The sequence below is a fragment of the Achromobacter sp. RT286_PF genome, assembly GCF_059760425.1.
In genome coordinates this window covers 1-14,338 of sequence record NZ_JCBAMR010000019.1, presented here as the reverse complement: position 1 = coordinate 14,338, position 14,338 = coordinate 1, and the positions used below count along the sequence as shown (strand labels likewise).

Here is a 14,338-nt window from a genome sequence, read left to right as displayed (position 1 = left end):
GCGCCCAGCCCCAGTCCGGATTTCCCTTTGAACCGGATGTGGCGCTGTCAGATTCCGACGCCCGCCCCTGGCGGGCCAACTGGAGAAATTCGCTATGAAGACCCTTGTTATCCTTTCCTCGATCCTCGGCAACCGTTCGCACAGCAAGGAATTGGCTGACCACCTGATCGCCCGCCTGAAGGCCGCCAACCCCGCCGCCAGCGTGAAAGTTCGCGACATCGGCGCACAACCGATTCCGTACTTTGACGGCAACACGGCCGGTGCGTTGTTCACGCCCGCCGATGCCCGCACCGTGGAACAGCAACGCATCGTTGAGTTGAGCGATTCGCTGGTCGCGGAACTGATGGAAGCCGACCGCATCGTGTTCGCCGTGCCCGTGTACAACTTCAATTTGCCGGCGCAGTTCAAGAGCTACCTGGACTACGTGGCCCGCGCTGGCGTCACGTTCCGTTATACGCCCGAAGGCGTGCCGGAAGGCCTCGTCAAGGGTAAGCAGGTGTTCGTGTTGACGGCCCGCGGCGGCAAGGCCGAGGGCACGCCGTCCGACACGATGACACCGTACCTGCGCCAGATGCTGGGTTTCCTGGGCATGGACGCCGTGACGTTCATCGCGGCCGAAGGCATGGCGATGGGCGAAGTGGCAGCCTTGGAAGGGGTGACCTTGGCCAAGCAGCGCATCGATGCACTGGTCCTGGATTCGGCACCGGCGGGCCTGGCAGCCTGATCGCGGGATGCAGGCAGTCACGGGTGTCGTGATGTTGTGATGCCATGATGTAGAAACAAAAGGCGAGCCAACCGGCTCGCCTTTTTTGTCGCCGCGTTCCGGCGACGTTACCCGCGCAACGCTCAGTCGCGCAGGCGCTTCACCAGGCTGGAAGTATCCCAACGACCCCCGCCCATTTTCTGGACGTCGCCATAAAACTGGTCCACCAATGCCGTCACCGGCACACGGGCGCCGTTGTTGCGGGCCTCGGCCAGCACCAACCCCAAGTCCTTGCGCATCCAGTCGACCGCGAATCCGAATTCGAATTTGTCGTCGACCATGGTGCCGCCCCGGTTCTCCATCTGCCAGCTTTGCGCGGCGCCCTTGCTGATCACGTCCAGCACCAGCTTCATATCCAGATCGGCAGCCTGGCCAAACGCCACGGCTTCGGACAAGCCCTGCACGATGCCCGCAATGCAGATCTGGTTGACCATCTTGGCCAATTGCCCAGAGCCCGGGGGGCCTACCAACGTGACCGCGCGGCCGAAGCTCTGCGCCACCGGCTTGATGGCGTCGAACACCGCGGCTTCGCCGCCGCACATGATGGTCAGAACGCCGTTGACGGCGCCGGCCTGCCCGCCCGAGACGGGCGCATCCACGAAGTTCAGGCCCAGATCCTTGGCCTGTGCGTAGAGCTCGCGGGCAACGTCGGCCGACGCGGTGGTGTGATCGACGAACACGGCGCCCGGCGCCATGCCCGCAAAAGCGCCGTCAGGCCCCAGGACCACACTGCGCAGATCGTCGTCATTGCCCACGCAGGCAAACACGATTTGTGCGCCGGCCACGGCTTCACGTGGCGTGGCTGCGTGGCCGCCGCCGAATTCAGCGGCCCAGGCTTGCGCCTTGGCGGGCGTGCGGTTGTACACCGTCACGGTGTGGCCCGCGCGGGCCAGGTGGCCGGCCATGGGCAGACCCATGACGCCCAGGCCGAGAAAAGCGACTTTCTGGGCTACGACCGCGTCGTAGCTCTTGGTACCGATCGTTGCCATGCAGGAAACTCCGCTCTATGTGAGTAAGGTCTGTCCGAGGACACTAACCTTAACGCAATCAAAAGCCGGCGGCGAGTCCATCGCGTCGGCTATCGCTGGCGCTGACATAGCCATCAACGGCAGGATCCCCCAGCCGCCAGATGAACTGACCGGATCCGAAGTCCATGTAAGGGTCGTCTACGCTTTCCAGCACGTGGCCACGCGCGCGCAGGCCTTGGGCCACCGCGGGCAACAGAGTGGCTTCGGCGTCGATGGTCAGCCCGTGGTTCCACTTCCAGCGCGGTGCGTCGCAGGCGGCTTGCGGCTGCTGGCCGTAGTCCAGCATGCGCACCAGCGTCTGCACCTGCCCCTGCGGCTGCATGTTGCCGCCCATGACGCCAAAGCTCATTACCGGCGCGCCGTCCCGCATCAGAAACGCCGGAATGATGGTGTGAAAAGGGCGCTTGCCGCCGGCCACCACATTCGGGTGCTCTGGGCGGGTGCTGAAGCAGTGCCCGCGATTTTGCAGGCTGACGCCGGTGCCCGGCACCACCACTCCCGAACCGAAGCCCATGTAGTTCGATTGAATGAAGCTGACCATCATGCCGCTCTTGTCGGCGGTGGTCAGGTACACCGTGCCGCCTTGCGGTGCATGGCCGGACAGGAAGTCCTGGGCCGCGTTTCGATTGATCAGGCGTGCGCGTTCAGCCAGGTAATCGGGCCGCAGCATTTGCTCGGGCGTCATGCGCATGTGGCGGGAGTCGGCGACATGGGCATAAACGTCGGCGAACGCCAGCTTCATGGCTTCGATCAGCAGATGCTGGGTGTCGGGATGATCGACAGGGCGCGCGGCCAGGTCGAAATTCTGCAAGATACCCAGCGCGATCAGGGCCGCGATGCCTTGGCCGTTGGGGGGAATCTGGTGCAGTGTATGGCCACGGTACGGCTGGCTGATGGGCGCTACCCATTCGGGCGAATAATCGCGCAGGTCCGCCAAGGTCAGCGCCGCGTCGTGCGCCTGCGCGTGTGCCACCAGCTTGTGCGCGGTTTCGCCTTCGTAGAAATCGCGCCCGCCTGTTGCGGCAATGCGCTTGAGGGTAGCGGCGGCGCCCGCCAACACGAAATGTTCGCCCACGTGGGGAACCCGGCCGCGCGGCAGGAAATGGTCGGCAAAGCCCGGTTGGGGCTGTAGCAGGTCAGCTTGCGCCGCCCATTTTTCATGCACGACGGGAGACACGGCGTAACCGCGTTCGGCGTATTCGATGGCGGGGCCCAACACCTCGGCAAACGGCAGCTTGCCCAACTTTTCATGCAAGGCGGCCCAGCCGGCCACGCATCCGGGCACGGTGACGCTGTCCCAGCCGCGCATGGGAATCGCCCCTTGATGCTTGCGCCGAAAATAATCCACATTCCAGGCGCTGGGGGCGGGGCCGGAGGCATTCAGGCCATGAAGCTTGGCGCCGTCCCAGATGACGGCGAAGCAGTCGGAACCCAGGCCGTTGCTGACCGGTTCGGTCAGGGTGAGGGTCGCGGCGGTGGCGATGGCCGCGTCAACGGCATTGCCGCCCTGGGCCAGGATGCGCAAGCCCGCCTGCGCCGCCAGTGGCTGCGACGTGGCGACGACGTTGCGGGCGAAAACGGGAATGCGGGTGGTGGGGTAGGGGTTGTTCCAGTCGAAATTCATGCCGAATCATCGCGTGGGGTAAACCCGTACTTTACCGTAGCGGCTTCCCGAACCCGGCGGGGCGTAGTCCTGCGTAGCCTTTGGCAGCTTTCGCCAGGTCAGCCCAATAAAAAAACCCCTGGGACAAGCCCAGGGGTTTGGATAGCGCCGACACCGCCGCGCAAGGCGGCGGGTTCGCGTCTTACTCTTCTTCGACGAAGGTCTCTTCGCGCTTCTTGCGGATGGCGGGCAGGGCCACCAGGATCACCAGGAAGGCAGCCACGGCCAGCAACGATGCCGACAGCGGACGCGTCACGAAGGTGCTGAAATCGCCACGCGACAGCAGCAATGCACGGCGGAAGTTCTCTTCCATCATGGGACCCAGAACCAGGCCCAGCAGCAGCGGTGCGCCTTCGCACTTGAGCTTCGACCACACGTAGCCGATGACACCGAAGATGGCCGTTGTGAAGATGTCGAACGAGTTGTAGTTCAACGAATACACACCGATCGTGCAGAACACCAGAATTGCCGGGAACAGGATGCGGTAGGGCACCTTCAGCAGCTTGACCCACAGGCCGATCAGCGGCAGGTTCAGCACCACCAGCATCAGGTTGCCGATCCACATCGAGGCGATCAGGCCCCAGAACAGCTCCGGGTGGCTCGTCATGACTTGCGGGCCGGGCTGGATGTTGTGAATCGTCATTGCGCCGACCATCAGCGCCATCACGGCATTACCCGGGATACCCAGCGTCAGCAGCGGGATGAACGAGGTTTGTGCCGCGGCGTTGTTCGCCGATTCCGGGCCCGCCAGGCCGGCCGGGTGGCCCTTGCCGAAGCGTTCCGGATTCTTCGAGATCTTCTTTTCCAGGGTGTAGGAAGCGAAGGACGACAGCACGGCGCCACCGCCAGGCAAGATACCCAGGGCCGAACCCAGGGCCGTTCCGCGCAGCACGGCGGGAGCGGCTTCCTTGAATTCCTGCTTGTTCGGGTACAGCGAGCCGATCTTGTCGGTGATGTCGACGCGGTTTTCCTTCTGCTCCAGGTTGGTCATGATTTCGGCAAAGCCGAACACACCCATGGCCACGATGGCGAAGTCGATACCGTCTTGCAGTTCGGGGATGCCGAAGTCGAAGCGGGCAACGCCCGAGTTGACGTCGGTGCCGACCATGCCCAACAGCAGGCCCAGGATGATCATCGAGATCGCCTTGGGCAGCGAGCCCGAAGCCAGCACCACGGCGCCGACCAGACCCAGGCACATCAGCGAGAAGTACTCGGCGGGGCCGAACTTGAAGGCCACTTCAGCCAGCGGAGGCGCGAACGCGGCCAACAGCAGCGTGGCCACACAACCGGCAAAGAACGAGCCCAGTGCAGCGATAGCCAAGGCGGCACCGGCACGGCCGTTACGGGCCATCTGGTGGCCGTCCAGCACGGTCACCACCGCGGACGTTTCCCCTGGCAGCGCCACAAGAATTGCCGTGGTCGAGCCGCCGTATTGCGCGCCGTAATAGATGCCTGCAAGCATGATCAGGCCGGCAATCGGGGGCAACACATACGTGATCGGAAGCAGCATCGCGATGGTCGGGACCGGGCCAATACCCGGCAACACGCCAATCAGCGTGCCCAGAATGCAGCCCAGCAGTGCATAGGCCAGGTTCTCGGGCGTGAACGCCACCGAGAAGCCCAACATCAGGTTGTCAAACAATTCCATGACCGGTTGCTCCTTAGTTCATGCCCAGAAAGGACGGCCACAGCGGGAAGATCAGCCCCAGCCCCTTGACGAATGCCAGATACGAGAACACCACCAGGAAGATCGCGTTGGCGACGGCGACCTTCAAGCTGAACTCATGGCTGGCCAGGCTGCTTACGACAACCAGGATGAATACCGAAAGGTAGATGCCCAGCGGCTTCAGGATGAAGCCGTACAAGACGACCGAACCCACGACGAGAAAAACGATGCGCCAGTCGAACTTGTCGATGTGCGTTTCGTGCGCTTTCTTGGAAAGCGAGCCAAGCAGCACGATGGCGCCCAGCAAAGCCAGAACAATGCCTAGCCAGAAAGGAAAGTACCCTGGGCCCATTCGGGCAGCAGTACCCATTTGGTAGCTGCTGGCCTGCCAGGCGAATCCCAGTCCAAGGGCGATGAACATCACCCCAGACCAGAAGTCCTGTCGATTGCGTAGCTGCATGATTGGTTGGCTCCTGTTTACAGCATGTAGATAAAAAAGTTTGTAGCCGGAGGGGACTCGCCGAAAGGCGAGTGACAGGCACAAAAAAGGCACTTCAGGGTGCCATTAGTTATTCTGAAAGCGACGGCGTGGTTTCTTGAAAGGGCGAATGGTAATGGACGCCTGCCACGCTGCAAACCCTGTAAGGTCCGTGAAAGGCTGGGGTTTTCCCTAGAATTCGGGTACTCCCGACCCCGAGATGTAACGGCGCGGGAAGATTGAGGGCTTTTTGAAAGCTAAGTGAAAGTTTATAGAAAGAAATGCGAAAGCCGGATCGGCCGGATGCGGGGATTTTGGAGGAGGGACTTTTCTTCTTGGGCCGGAATCGGTTAGCCTCGCGCCGCCGACATCACAACCGTAATTCCTACCGAATATTGCCGGGTTTCTCACCTTGCGTGAAGAGGCCCGGTCTACCTCAGGATGGTTTACGATAGCGCCCATGCTGCAAGATCTAGACCAACTCGCCGCCCGAATCGGGCAACTGGTGCAACGCACCCGCCAACTCCACGCAGAGCGTGATGCGTTGCGCCTACGCTTGAACGACTTCGAAGCTGAACAGCGTGTGCTGAAGCAGCGCGCCGCCGAGCGCGAGGCTGACATCGTCACGTTGAAAACCAAGCTTCAGGATCACGACGGCGCCGTCACCGCAATGCTCGAGCAAGCCCAGCAGGCGGAAGTTGCCCTGCGCGAGCAGCTTGCCCGCGAATCCGCCGAACGCCAAGCGCTTGAGTCGCGCTTTGCCGCCCGCGAATCCGAACTGCAAGGCACCTTGCAATCTCGCGACAACGAACTACAGCGCTTGCGCGTGGCCGCCGCTTCGGCCCGCGAGCGCATTGACGCCGTGCTGGCCCGCCTGCCGGGCGCACCGTCTGGAGAGCAACACTGATGGAACGCGTAGACGTAACCATATTAGGACGCGACTATTCACTGGCTTGCTCTGCTGAAGAGAAGCCCACGTTGATGGCCGCCGTGCGTCATGTCGACCAGTTGATGCTGCGCATCCAGGGAACCGGCAAGATTTCCAGCAACGAACGCATTGCCGTCATGGCCGCTTTGCAAGTCGCCGGCGAGCTGCTTGCGATGAAAGCGCCCGATGGTCCGCTAGGGGGTTTGGCGGTTGGCGACTTCAAGCGTAGAATTGAGGACATGAACGCAGTACTCGATGACGCCTTGTCGGGTCAGGAAAAACTGCTCTAACGTTCATAAAGCGGTATTCAAGAATTTTCAGTTTGTCCCTGCCGTGTCCGTGACTAGGCCATACATTCTCTGAACCTATGTCTTTTGGCATATTGGTTGCGGGAGTGCAGAGCTGGAGTGATTGTCTCTCGTAGACGAACCCGACGCTCTTCGGAACGCGACCACCTTGAACCTCAGGGTTCGAGATGCCGGCCTTGACGGCACAGGCGGGGCATCTATCCCAGCGGGCCTGCCAACAGCGCAGGTCCGCGTCGGGTGCCAAAAATCCCCCAAGTTCTTCCCCTCTGTCCTCTTTCCTAGGACCCGTCCATGTTCAAACACCCTGTTTTTTCGCTGACGAAACTCGGCGCAGCGTGCGCAGCCGTGGCCGCCATCGCCGCCGTGCAACCGGCATACGCACAAGCGCAAGGTGCCGTGGCGCCCGCAGCAGCGGAATCGTCCACGAATCGTTCTCCCGAAATGACGCTGCAAGCTGCAGCCTCATCCGAGGTCAAGCAGGACACCGTTCGCATTTCTTTGACTGCTGAAGTCGATGCCCCCGATCAGCCTGCGGCGGGCAAGAAGCTGACGGCCATCCTGGATGACGTCGTCAAGCGCGCGCGTGACACCAAGGGCGTTGACGTCCGCACGGGCGGTTTCAACGTGTGGCCGAACACGAACAGCAAGGGCAAGATCAGTTCTTGGCGAGGCCAGGGCGAAGTGGTGCTGGAGTCCAAGGACTTCGATGCGGCGGCCGCGTTGGCGTCCAAGCTATCGGATAAGACCGCCATCTCGAACATCGCGTTTTCGCTGTCGCGTGAAGCGCGCGAGGCCGAAGAACGCAAGCTGCTGAAAGAAGCGGCGCAGGCGTTCAAGGATCGTGCCCTGGCCGCGGCAAACGCGTTCGGCTTTTCTGGCTATCGCCTGTCCAAGCTCGAGCTTGGTGGTTCGGGTGGCCCGGTACCGATGCCGCGCATGCTGGGCGCGGCCGCCATGGCTAAAGACGCTTCCGGCGGCTTCAGCCCGGACGTCCCGCTGGAAGCGGGAGACGTCACGGTCAGCGTCGCTGTTAACGGGACGATCGTTTTGCAGTAAGGGTGAACATGATGGCGCCCAAGGCGACCATCGGCACGGACAGCCACTGTCCCATGCTTAAGCCCCCCGCGAGCAGGCCAAGAAAGTTGTCCGGCTCGCGGGTGAATTCCACCAGGAAGCGGAACGTTCCGTAGCCCATCAGGAACAGCCCGCTAACCTGCCCCAGCGGGCGCGGCTTGCTGGAAAACCACCACAGCAATGCAAACAGCACGATGCCTTCCAAGCCCAGCTCATACAATTGGGACGGATGGCGCGCCAGCCCGTCGCCGCTGTCCGGGAACACCATGGCCCACGGCACATCGGTCGGACGACCCCAAAGCTCGCCATTGATGAAGTTGCCCAGTCGGCCAAAACCCAGACCCAGCGGGATCAGCGGCGCGATGAAATCACTGATGGCGAAAAACGGCAGCTTCTTCTTGCGGGCGAACAGCAGCATGACGACGATCACGCCTATCAGCCCGCCGTGAAACGACATGCCTCCCTGCCATAGATAGGCGACTTCCAGCGGATGCGCCAAGTAGTACGCAGGCTTGTAGAACAGCACATAGCCAAGCCGGCCACCCAGCACCACGCCCAGCACGCTGTAAAAAATCAGGTCTTCAAGGTCGCGCATGTTCAGCGACGTGGTGTGGCCGCTTGTGATGCGCCGACGCCCAAGCACATACACCAGGGCGAAACCCGCCAGATACATCAGCCCGTACCAATGAATGGCCAGCGGCCCGATCTGCAGGGCTACGGGATCGAATTTTGGATATTGCAGCATGTTCTGCCCGACACAATAAAGTTGAATGATAATAACCGGCGAGCACTGAAGATTCGCATGCGTGCAAGCGAGCCAGCTCCCTGGGTGCGTTCGCCATGTCCGCGCCCCGACGGCCGACAGGAGAGACAGACCATGCCGAACAATGAACGTTCCCGCCACATCACCCATGGCGTCGCGCGCGCGCCCAACCGCGCCATGTACTACGCGCTTGGCTACAAGGAAGCCGACTTCGACAACCCCATGATCGGCGTGGCTAACGGCCATTCCACGATCACGCCGTGCAACAGCGGCCTGCAAAGGTTGGCGGACGCGGCCATCGATGCCATCCGCGCATCCAGCGCGAATCCCCAGGTGTTCGGCACGCCCACCATATCCGATGGCATGTCGATGGGTACCGAGGGCATGAAGTATTCACTGGTGTCGCGCGAGGTTATCGCTGACTGCATCGAGACCGCTGCGCAAGGCCAGTGGATGGATGGCGTGGTGGTCATCGGCGGCTGCGACAAGAACATGCCGGGCGGCATGATCGCCCTGGCGCGCACGAACGTGCCCGGCATCTACGTCTATGGCGGCACCATCAAGCCCGGCCATTACAAAGGCAACGACCTGACCATCGTGTCCGTGTTTGAGGCAGTGGGCGAATACACCATGGGGCGCATGCCCGAAGCCGACTTCAAGCAAATCGAAAAATGCGCGATACCTGGCTCGGGTTCCTGTGGCGGCATGTACACCGCCAACACCATGAGCTCGGCCTTCGAAGCCATGGGCATGAGCCTGCCGTATTCCAGCACGATGGCCAACGAGGACGACGAGAAAGTCGTGTCGGCCGCCGAGTCGGCGCGTGTCCTGGTCGATGCGGTGCGGCGCAATCTTCGACCGCGCGACATCATTACGCGCGAGTCCATTGAAAATGCCGTGTCCGTCATCATGGCCACTGGCGGCTCGACCAATGCCGTGCTGCACTTCCTGGCTATTGCTCATGCCGCCGAGGTGCCGTGGACCATCGACGACTTTGAACGGATCCGCAAGCGTGTTCCCGTTCTGTGCGACTTGAAGCCGTCGGGCAAATACGTCGCCACCGATCTGCATCGTGCGGGCGGCATTCCGCAGGTCATGAAGCTGCTGCTTAATGCCGGCCTCTTGCATGGCGACTGCATCACCATCACGGGCAAGACTATCGCAGAGACGCTGGCGGATGTACCCGATACGCCACGCGCGGATCAGGACGTCATCATGCCGCTGGACCGCGCGCTGTATCCGCAAGGGCATCTGGCGATTCTCAAGGGCAATTTGTCGCCGGAAGGCTGTGTGGCCAAGATCACGGGGCTGAAAAATCCCGTCATGACCGGCCCGGCACGCGTCTTCGATTCCGAGGATGACGCGATGACGGCCATCATGGCGCGGCAGATCAAGGATGGTGACGTCGTTGTCATCCGCTATGAAGGTCCCAAGGGTGGGCCGGGCATGCGCGAAATGTTGGCGCCTACGTCTGCGCTGGTGGGGCAGGGCCTGGGCGAAACGGTCGGGCTCATCACCGATGGCCGTTTTTCCGGCGGCACGTGGGGCATGGTGGTCGGCCACGTCGCGCCTGAAGCCTTCGTTGGCGGCCCGATCGCCCTGATCCAGGAAGGCGATTCGGTTACCATCGATGCCCACAAACTGCTGCTGCAGTTGAACATCAGCGACGAAGACCTGGCGGCTCGTCGCCAGGCCTGGGTCCAGCCCAAGCCGCGTTATACACGCGGTGTGCTTGCCAAATTCGGCAAGCTCGCCAGCACCGCGAGCCGTGGGGCAGTTACCGATGCATTTGAAGATTAGTCTGTGGGTGGCCGCCGCCTGCGTGTTGAGCGCGGGCGCGGTCCGGGCACAAACCACCGGCCTGGATTTGGCCAAAAGCAAGGCCTGTATGGCCTGCCATCAAGTAGAAGCCAAGCGCGTGGGGCCTCCGCTGAAGAGCGTGGCGGAACGTTATGCCGGGCAGGGCGACGCCATGGTGGATTACCTGGCCGGCAAGATTCGCGGTGGCGGTCGTGGCGCGTGGGGCGCGGTTCCCATGCCTGCCCAAACGCATGTCAGCCAGGAAGACGCCCGCCTGCTGGCCGAATGGATATTGTCGCTGGCGCCCGCCAAGCAGTAGTCTTAATCTTTACGTCCCGCGCACGATGCGCGGGGGCGCGGCCCACGAACGGGTCGCCTATAAGAGAGGAATCGTCATGGCAGAACAACCTTCCCCCGGCAACGAGGTCGCCGTCCTTGGCGGCGGCTGCTTCTGGTGCGTCGAAGCGGTCTTCGCCGATCTGCGTGGAGTCAAAAGCGTCTTGCCCGGCTACAGCGGCGGGCACGTCGACAACCCCAGCTATGAGCAAGTGTGCGGCAAAGAGACCGGGCATATCGAAGTGGCCCGAATCGAATTCGACCCGTCGGAGTTGTCGTTCAGCGATTTGCTGCGTGTGTTTTTCGCTACCCACGATCCCACCACGCCGGGGCGCCAGGGCAATGACATTGGCCCGCAGTACGAGTCGGCCATCTTCTGGCAGAACGAGTCGCAGCGCGAGCAGGCCGAGGCGGTCATCGCCGAGGTCGAGGCGCAGCAGGTGTATGACGCGCCCATTGTCACCAAGCTGTTGCCGCCGGCCCGGTTCTGGCAAGCCGAGGACTACCACAGCAATTACTTTGCTTTGCATCCCGAACAAGGCTATTGCCAATTCGTGATCGCGCCCAAGGTCGCGAAGTTCCGCAAGCAATTCCAGGATCGCCTGAAGCGCTGAGCCCATCTTCGCCGGTGCCCGCGCGTGTGCCGCGGGCAAAAAAAACCTCACCATTTGGTGAGGTTTCAAGGCCGGCGCCGCTGCATGAGCACCGCGCGCCGGCAGGGGAAGCGATTACTCGACGTTCTTCACAACGCCGCGGCGCATCTGGTCCAGCTCGATCGATTCGAACAAGGCCTTGAAATTGCCTTCGCCGAATCCGTCGTTGCCCTTGCGCTGAATGATCTCAAAGAAGATCGGCCCGATCTGGTTTTCCGTGAAGATCTGCAGCAGCAGGCCACCACCCGGCGCGCCGTCCAACAAGATGCGGTTTTTCTGCAAACGGGCAACGTCTTCGCCGTGGTTGGGCAGGCGGCGGTCCAGCAGCTCGTAGTACGTTTCCGGCGTATCCAGAAACACGACGCCCGACTCGCGCAGCGCCTCAATGGTGCTGTAGATGTCATCCGTGGCCATCGCGATATGCTGGATGCCTTCGCCGCGGTACAGGTCCAGATACTCCTGGATCTGTCCTTTCTCTTCCGTGCCTTCTTCGTTGATCGGAATGCGGATGTTGCCGCAAGGTGAAGTCATGGCCTTCGACTTCACGCCCGTCACCTTGCCTTCGATATCGAAGTAGCGCACTTCGCGGAAATTGAACAGCCGCTCGTAGAACTCCGACCACTCGGCCATGCGGCCCTTGTGCACGTTGTGCGTCAGGTGATCCACCAGCGTCAGGCCCGCGCCGCGATGGTTCAGGTCGGCCTGCGCATTGTCCGGGTCCACGGGCACGAAGTCCACGTCATAGATGCTGATGTCGCCAATACCGCCGTGGCCTTCCTTGCCGGTCCAGCGGTCAACCAGGTAAATCAGCGAATCGCCGATGCCCTTGATGGCGGGAATGTTCAATTCCATCGGACCACTGTGCGAGTCGAAGCCCCACGCACCCAGTTCCAAGGCGCGCTTGTATGCCGCATTGGCGTCTTGCACGCGAAAACCGATCGCACAGATCGACGGACCGTGCAGTCGCGCGAAGCGTTGTGCAAAGGAATCCGGCTCGGCGTTGATCAGGAAGTTGACGCCGCCCTGGCGATACAGCGTGACATCCTTGTGGCGGTGCTTGGCGATGGCTTTGAAGCCGAGCAGTTCGAACACCTTGCGCAACGCGGCGGGGTCCGGCGCGGCGTACTCAATGAACTCGAACCCGGCGGTGCCCATTGGGTTGTCCCACGGTTGGAATGCGCTGCTCATGTGTCTGCTCCCTTGCATCATTTTTCAGGACGACTTGTTCTTCAAGTCTAGAAGGAGATTGTAGGTAGGATCGACGGGCAGACAATTGCAAAGATGGCTTCGAAGCCCCGGTCTTCGGCAATAATATTGCTGCAATGAAAAACTTCGGGGCAATAAATGTCTGATATCGAGCTTGATAGGACAGATCTCAGGATCCTGGCCGAACTGCAGCGCGACGGTCGCTTAAGCAACCAGGAACTGGCTGACCGCGTTTCCTTATCCCCCAGCCCATGCTTGAGACGGGTCCGACGGCTGGAAGAAAAGGGCTTCATCAAAAAGTACGTCGCCCTGATCGATGCCGAGAAGGTCGGACTGGGGCTGTTGGCATACGTGAACATACGCTTGAACAAGCACAGCGGTTCCAGTCACGCACCAATGAGCGACTTCGCACGGGACGTACAGCTGTGGCCAGAGGTAGTCGAGTGCTATGCGATGTCTGGCGATATGGACTACCTTCTCCGGATACAGGTAGCCGACCTGGCGCATTTTTCACGGTTCGCAATGGACACGCTGATGCGCCACCCGGCAGTCATCGACATGCGTTCCTTCTTTGCGCTTCAGCAAATCAAGGAAACGACGGAGCTGCGTCTGTAGGCGCGTCTTTGATGTCTCTCTATATATAGACGCCTTCTATATAGAGGCTTCGTCTGTAGACATAGAGGGGCGCTCCCCGTGGGCCTGCACTAGGTGCCCTCCGTACGGTTCCGAAGATATGGCTCCGGACGGCCGCAAAGAGGGTGCGTCCCTTTAAAAGTTCATTTTTCTGCAAAACGGGTGTCAACTTGGCCGGAACGCCAAAAATTCCGTGCTATAGTCTCGCTCCTTCGCAGTTCAGACATTTTTGAACCGCGAAGCCAAGCAGTAGCAGTACGACGGGCTCCGGCCTGCCGCCAAGCAGCCAGCGATGGCAGTCAGGTGGGATTGCAAGGAAGGGTGCAAATCAGGCAAAAGCCAGTTGCACAATCTGCAAAAATCGTGCTATAGTCTTGGGCTTGGCTGGTGATGACGAGTAAGGGTTTACCCGGAACGAAATCGCAAGCCACCTGAGTAGTAACCGACCTCTGGTTTCCAGAGTCGCCCTAGCGAAAGCCGGTGGCGGGGTTGCAAGATAGGATGCAAATTAGGCAAGAGCCGGTTGCATAATCTGCAAAAGTCGTGTTATAGTTTCAGGCTTGGCAGTTGCCGAAAACTTAGGGTTTACCCGGATGGGTGGTTCTGATGTTTCGATAGCTGCTAAAGAGAGCAGACCTGAAGAGGTCGCAGGCAAGAAGGCGGTGGCGCGAAAGCGAACGAAGCTGACTTGACAAGCGATAAAAACTTCTTCATAATCTCGCCTCTCTGCTGCTGAAAACAGCAAGCGACGCAAGGCAAAAGCCGCGCAGCGCTGGCAGGATCAGCAGGTAGCAGTAAGCAGTTTGTAGTACCGAATTTGCAGTGCCGCTCTTTAACAATTAAACAACCGATAAGTGTGGGCGCTTGATGCGATGCACTGTGATTTAAGTCTGGGGTTAAACCTTGGCTTGTTTCACAAGCACAATGAAATCAAGTGCTCACTAGAAGTGAAGTACCTTAGACGTCAAGTTTAAGAACATACCTCACTTCCTTTGAGTAGCGACGTATGACCTGGTTCGGATTTATTCGGACCAAGAAT

Annotated in this window: 15 protein-coding genes and 1 other RNA gene; 9 read left to right on the top strand and 7 right to left on the bottom strand. The window is 60.7% G+C overall.

Translation table 11 applies throughout. The features are described 5' to 3' along the window. Window positions 1–94: 94 nt before the first annotated feature. Entirely contained in the window at window positions 95–724 is a 630-nt protein-coding gene (locus AC6LJY_RS16070; RefSeq protein ID WP_046807617.1) for an FMN-dependent NADH-azoreductase, read from the top strand. A 122-nt stretch (window positions 725–846) separates the two neighbouring features. On the opposite strand, the gene AC6LJY_RS16065 is transcribed toward AC6LJY_RS16070, so the two are convergent. From AC6LJY_RS16065 to AC6LJY_RS16050, 4 genes are all read right to left on the bottom strand, one after another. Continuing rightward, window positions 847–1,752 carry an NAD(P)-dependent oxidoreductase gene (locus tag AC6LJY_RS16065; RefSeq protein WP_120153808.1) on the bottom strand — a complete coding sequence of 302 codons (906 nt, stop codon included), beginning with the start codon at window positions 1,750–1,752 and terminating at the stop codon, window positions 847–849. A 58-nt stretch (window positions 1,753–1,810) separates the two neighbouring features. Beyond that, complete coding sequence (locus AC6LJY_RS16060; RefSeq protein WP_498136343.1) at window positions 1,811–3,415, bottom strand: gamma-glutamyltransferase family protein; 1,605 nt, start codon at window positions 3,413–3,415, stop codon at window positions 1,811–1,813. Window positions 3,416–3,596: 181 nt separating this feature from the next. Beyond that, window positions 3,597–5,102, bottom strand: coding sequence for a tripartite tricarboxylate transporter permease (locus AC6LJY_RS16055; protein ID WP_104145126.1), 1,506 nt, complete (start codon window positions 5,100–5,102; stop codon window positions 3,597–3,599). Window positions 5,103–5,115: 13 nt separating this feature from the next. Continuing rightward, window positions 5,116–5,580, bottom strand: a complete 465-nt coding sequence (locus AC6LJY_RS16050) for a tripartite tricarboxylate transporter TctB family protein (protein WP_314360825.1) — start codon at window positions 5,578–5,580, stop codon at window positions 5,116–5,118. Window positions 5,581–6,058: 478 nt separating this feature from the next. Between AC6LJY_RS16050 and AC6LJY_RS16045 the strand changes: the two genes are divergently transcribed. The 4 genes from AC6LJY_RS16045 to AC6LJY_RS16030 all read left to right on the top strand — a co-directional run bounded on the left by AC6LJY_RS16045 (window position 6,059) and on the right by AC6LJY_RS16030 (window position 7,890). Next, on the top strand, window positions 6,059–6,505 hold the full coding sequence (locus AC6LJY_RS16045) for a hypothetical protein (RefSeq protein WP_046807622.1): 447 nt from the start codon (window positions 6,059–6,061) through the stop codon (window positions 6,503–6,505). Continuing rightward, window positions 6,505–6,816 carry a cell division protein ZapA gene (locus AC6LJY_RS16040; RefSeq protein WP_006217444.1) on the top strand — a complete coding sequence of 104 codons (312 nt, stop codon included), beginning with the start codon at window positions 6,505–6,507 and terminating at the stop codon, window positions 6,814–6,816. The genes AC6LJY_RS16045 and AC6LJY_RS16040 overlap by 1 nt, the downstream gene beginning before the upstream one ends. A 32-nt stretch (window positions 6,817–6,848) precedes the next feature. Next, window positions 6,849–7,033: non-coding RNA, 6S RNA (ssrS, locus tag AC6LJY_RS16035), on the top strand. Between the two features lie 92 nt (window positions 7,034–7,125). Then, the gene (locus AC6LJY_RS16030) at window positions 7,126–7,890 is read left to right on the top strand and encodes an SIMPL domain-containing protein (protein WP_046807623.1); all 765 of its coding nucleotides are present in this window, start codon (window positions 7,126–7,128) and stop codon (window positions 7,888–7,890) included. On the opposite strand, the gene lgt is transcribed toward AC6LJY_RS16030, so the two are convergent. Next, window positions 7,865–8,653, bottom strand: a complete 789-nt coding sequence (gene lgt, locus AC6LJY_RS16025) for a prolipoprotein diacylglyceryl transferase (RefSeq protein WP_046807624.1) — start codon at window positions 8,651–8,653, stop codon at window positions 7,865–7,867. The genes AC6LJY_RS16030 and lgt overlap by 26 nt on opposite strands. A gap of 132 nt (window positions 8,654–8,785) precedes the next feature. Between lgt and ilvD the strand changes: the two genes are divergently transcribed. The 3 genes from ilvD (at window position 8,786) to msrA (ending at window position 11,421) form a co-directional block, all read left to right on the top strand. Then, window positions 8,786–10,471: a dihydroxy-acid dehydratase gene (ilvD, locus tag AC6LJY_RS16020; RefSeq protein WP_120153816.1), complete on the top strand. Its 1,686-nt coding sequence runs from the start codon at window positions 8,786–8,788 to the stop codon at window positions 10,469–10,471. After that, window positions 10,455–10,790 carry a c-type cytochrome gene (locus tag AC6LJY_RS16015; protein WP_498136342.1) on the top strand — a complete coding sequence of 112 codons (336 nt, stop codon included), beginning with the start codon at window positions 10,455–10,457 and terminating at the stop codon, window positions 10,788–10,790. The genes ilvD and AC6LJY_RS16015 overlap by 17 nt, the downstream gene beginning before the upstream one ends. 76 nt (window positions 10,791–10,866) lie before the next feature. Further along, on the top strand, window positions 10,867–11,421 hold the full coding sequence (msrA, locus tag AC6LJY_RS16010) for a peptide-methionine (S)-S-oxide reductase MsrA (RefSeq protein WP_046807627.1): 555 nt from the start codon (window positions 10,867–10,869) through the stop codon (window positions 11,419–11,421). Window positions 11,422–11,535: 114 nt separating this feature from the next. On the opposite strand, the gene hppD is transcribed toward msrA, so the two are convergent. After that, window positions 11,536–12,648: a 4-hydroxyphenylpyruvate dioxygenase gene (gene hppD, locus AC6LJY_RS16005; RefSeq protein ID WP_046807628.1), complete on the bottom strand. Its 1,113-nt coding sequence runs from the start codon at window positions 12,646–12,648 to the stop codon at window positions 11,536–11,538. Window positions 12,649–12,804: 156 nt separating this feature from the next. Here hppD and AC6LJY_RS16000 point away from each other — a divergent pair, with 156 nt between their 5' ends. Further along, complete coding sequence (locus tag AC6LJY_RS16000) at window positions 12,805–13,281, top strand: Lrp/AsnC family transcriptional regulator (RefSeq protein WP_006221896.1); 477 nt, start codon at window positions 12,805–12,807, stop codon at window positions 13,279–13,281. Window positions 13,282–13,807: 526 nt separating this feature from the next. Here the strand turns inward: AC6LJY_RS16000 and AC6LJY_RS15995 are convergent. After that, window positions 13,808–14,053 carry a hypothetical protein gene (locus tag AC6LJY_RS15995; RefSeq protein ID WP_332613525.1) on the bottom strand — a complete coding sequence of 82 codons (246 nt, stop codon included), beginning with the start codon at window positions 14,051–14,053 and terminating at the stop codon, window positions 13,808–13,810. Window positions 14,054–14,338: the final 285 nt, after the last annotated feature.

Bases quoted from the DNA above. Each gene is read 5' to 3' on its own strand.
- ilvD (WP_120153816.1), top strand. From the start codon at position 8,786: ATGCCGAACAATGAACGTTCCCGCCACATCACCCATGGCGTCGCGCGC.
- AC6LJY_RS16065 (WP_120153808.1), bottom strand. From the start codon at position 1,752: ATGGCAACGATCGGTACCAAGAGCTACGACGCGGTCGTAGCCCAGAAA.
- AC6LJY_RS16040 (WP_006217444.1), top strand. From the start codon at position 6,505: ATGGAACGCGTAGACGTAACCATATTAGGACGCGACTATTCACTGGCT.
- AC6LJY_RS16050 (WP_314360825.1), bottom strand. From the start codon at position 5,580: ATGCAGCTACGCAATCGACAGGACTTCTGGTCTGGGGTGATGTTCATC.
- hppD (WP_046807628.1), bottom strand. From the start codon at position 12,648: ATGAGCAGCGCATTCCAACCGTGGGACAACCCAATGGGCACCGCCGGG.
- AC6LJY_RS16000 (WP_006221896.1), top strand. From the start codon at position 12,805: ATGTCTGATATCGAGCTTGATAGGACAGATCTCAGGATCCTGGCCGAA.
- AC6LJY_RS16015 (WP_498136342.1), top strand. From the start codon at position 10,455: ATGCATTTGAAGATTAGTCTGTGGGTGGCCGCCGCCTGCGTGTTGAGC.
- AC6LJY_RS16070 (WP_046807617.1), top strand. From the start codon at position 95: ATGAAGACCCTTGTTATCCTTTCCTCGATCCTCGGCAACCGTTCGCAC.
- AC6LJY_RS16055 (WP_104145126.1), bottom strand. From the start codon at position 5,102: ATGGAATTGTTTGACAACCTGATGTTGGGCTTCTCGGTGGCGTTCACG.
- lgt (WP_046807624.1), bottom strand. From the start codon at position 8,653: ATGCTGCAATATCCAAAATTCGATCCCGTAGCCCTGCAGATCGGGCCG.
- AC6LJY_RS16060 (WP_498136343.1), bottom strand. From the start codon at position 3,415: ATGAATTTCGACTGGAACAACCCCTACCCCACCACCCGCATTCCCGTT.
- AC6LJY_RS16045 (WP_046807622.1), top strand. From the start codon at position 6,059: ATGCTGCAAGATCTAGACCAACTCGCCGCCCGAATCGGGCAACTGGTG.
- msrA (WP_046807627.1), top strand. From the start codon at position 10,867: ATGGCAGAACAACCTTCCCCCGGCAACGAGGTCGCCGTCCTTGGCGGC.
- AC6LJY_RS16030 (WP_046807623.1), top strand. From the start codon at position 7,126: ATGTTCAAACACCCTGTTTTTTCGCTGACGAAACTCGGCGCAGCGTGC.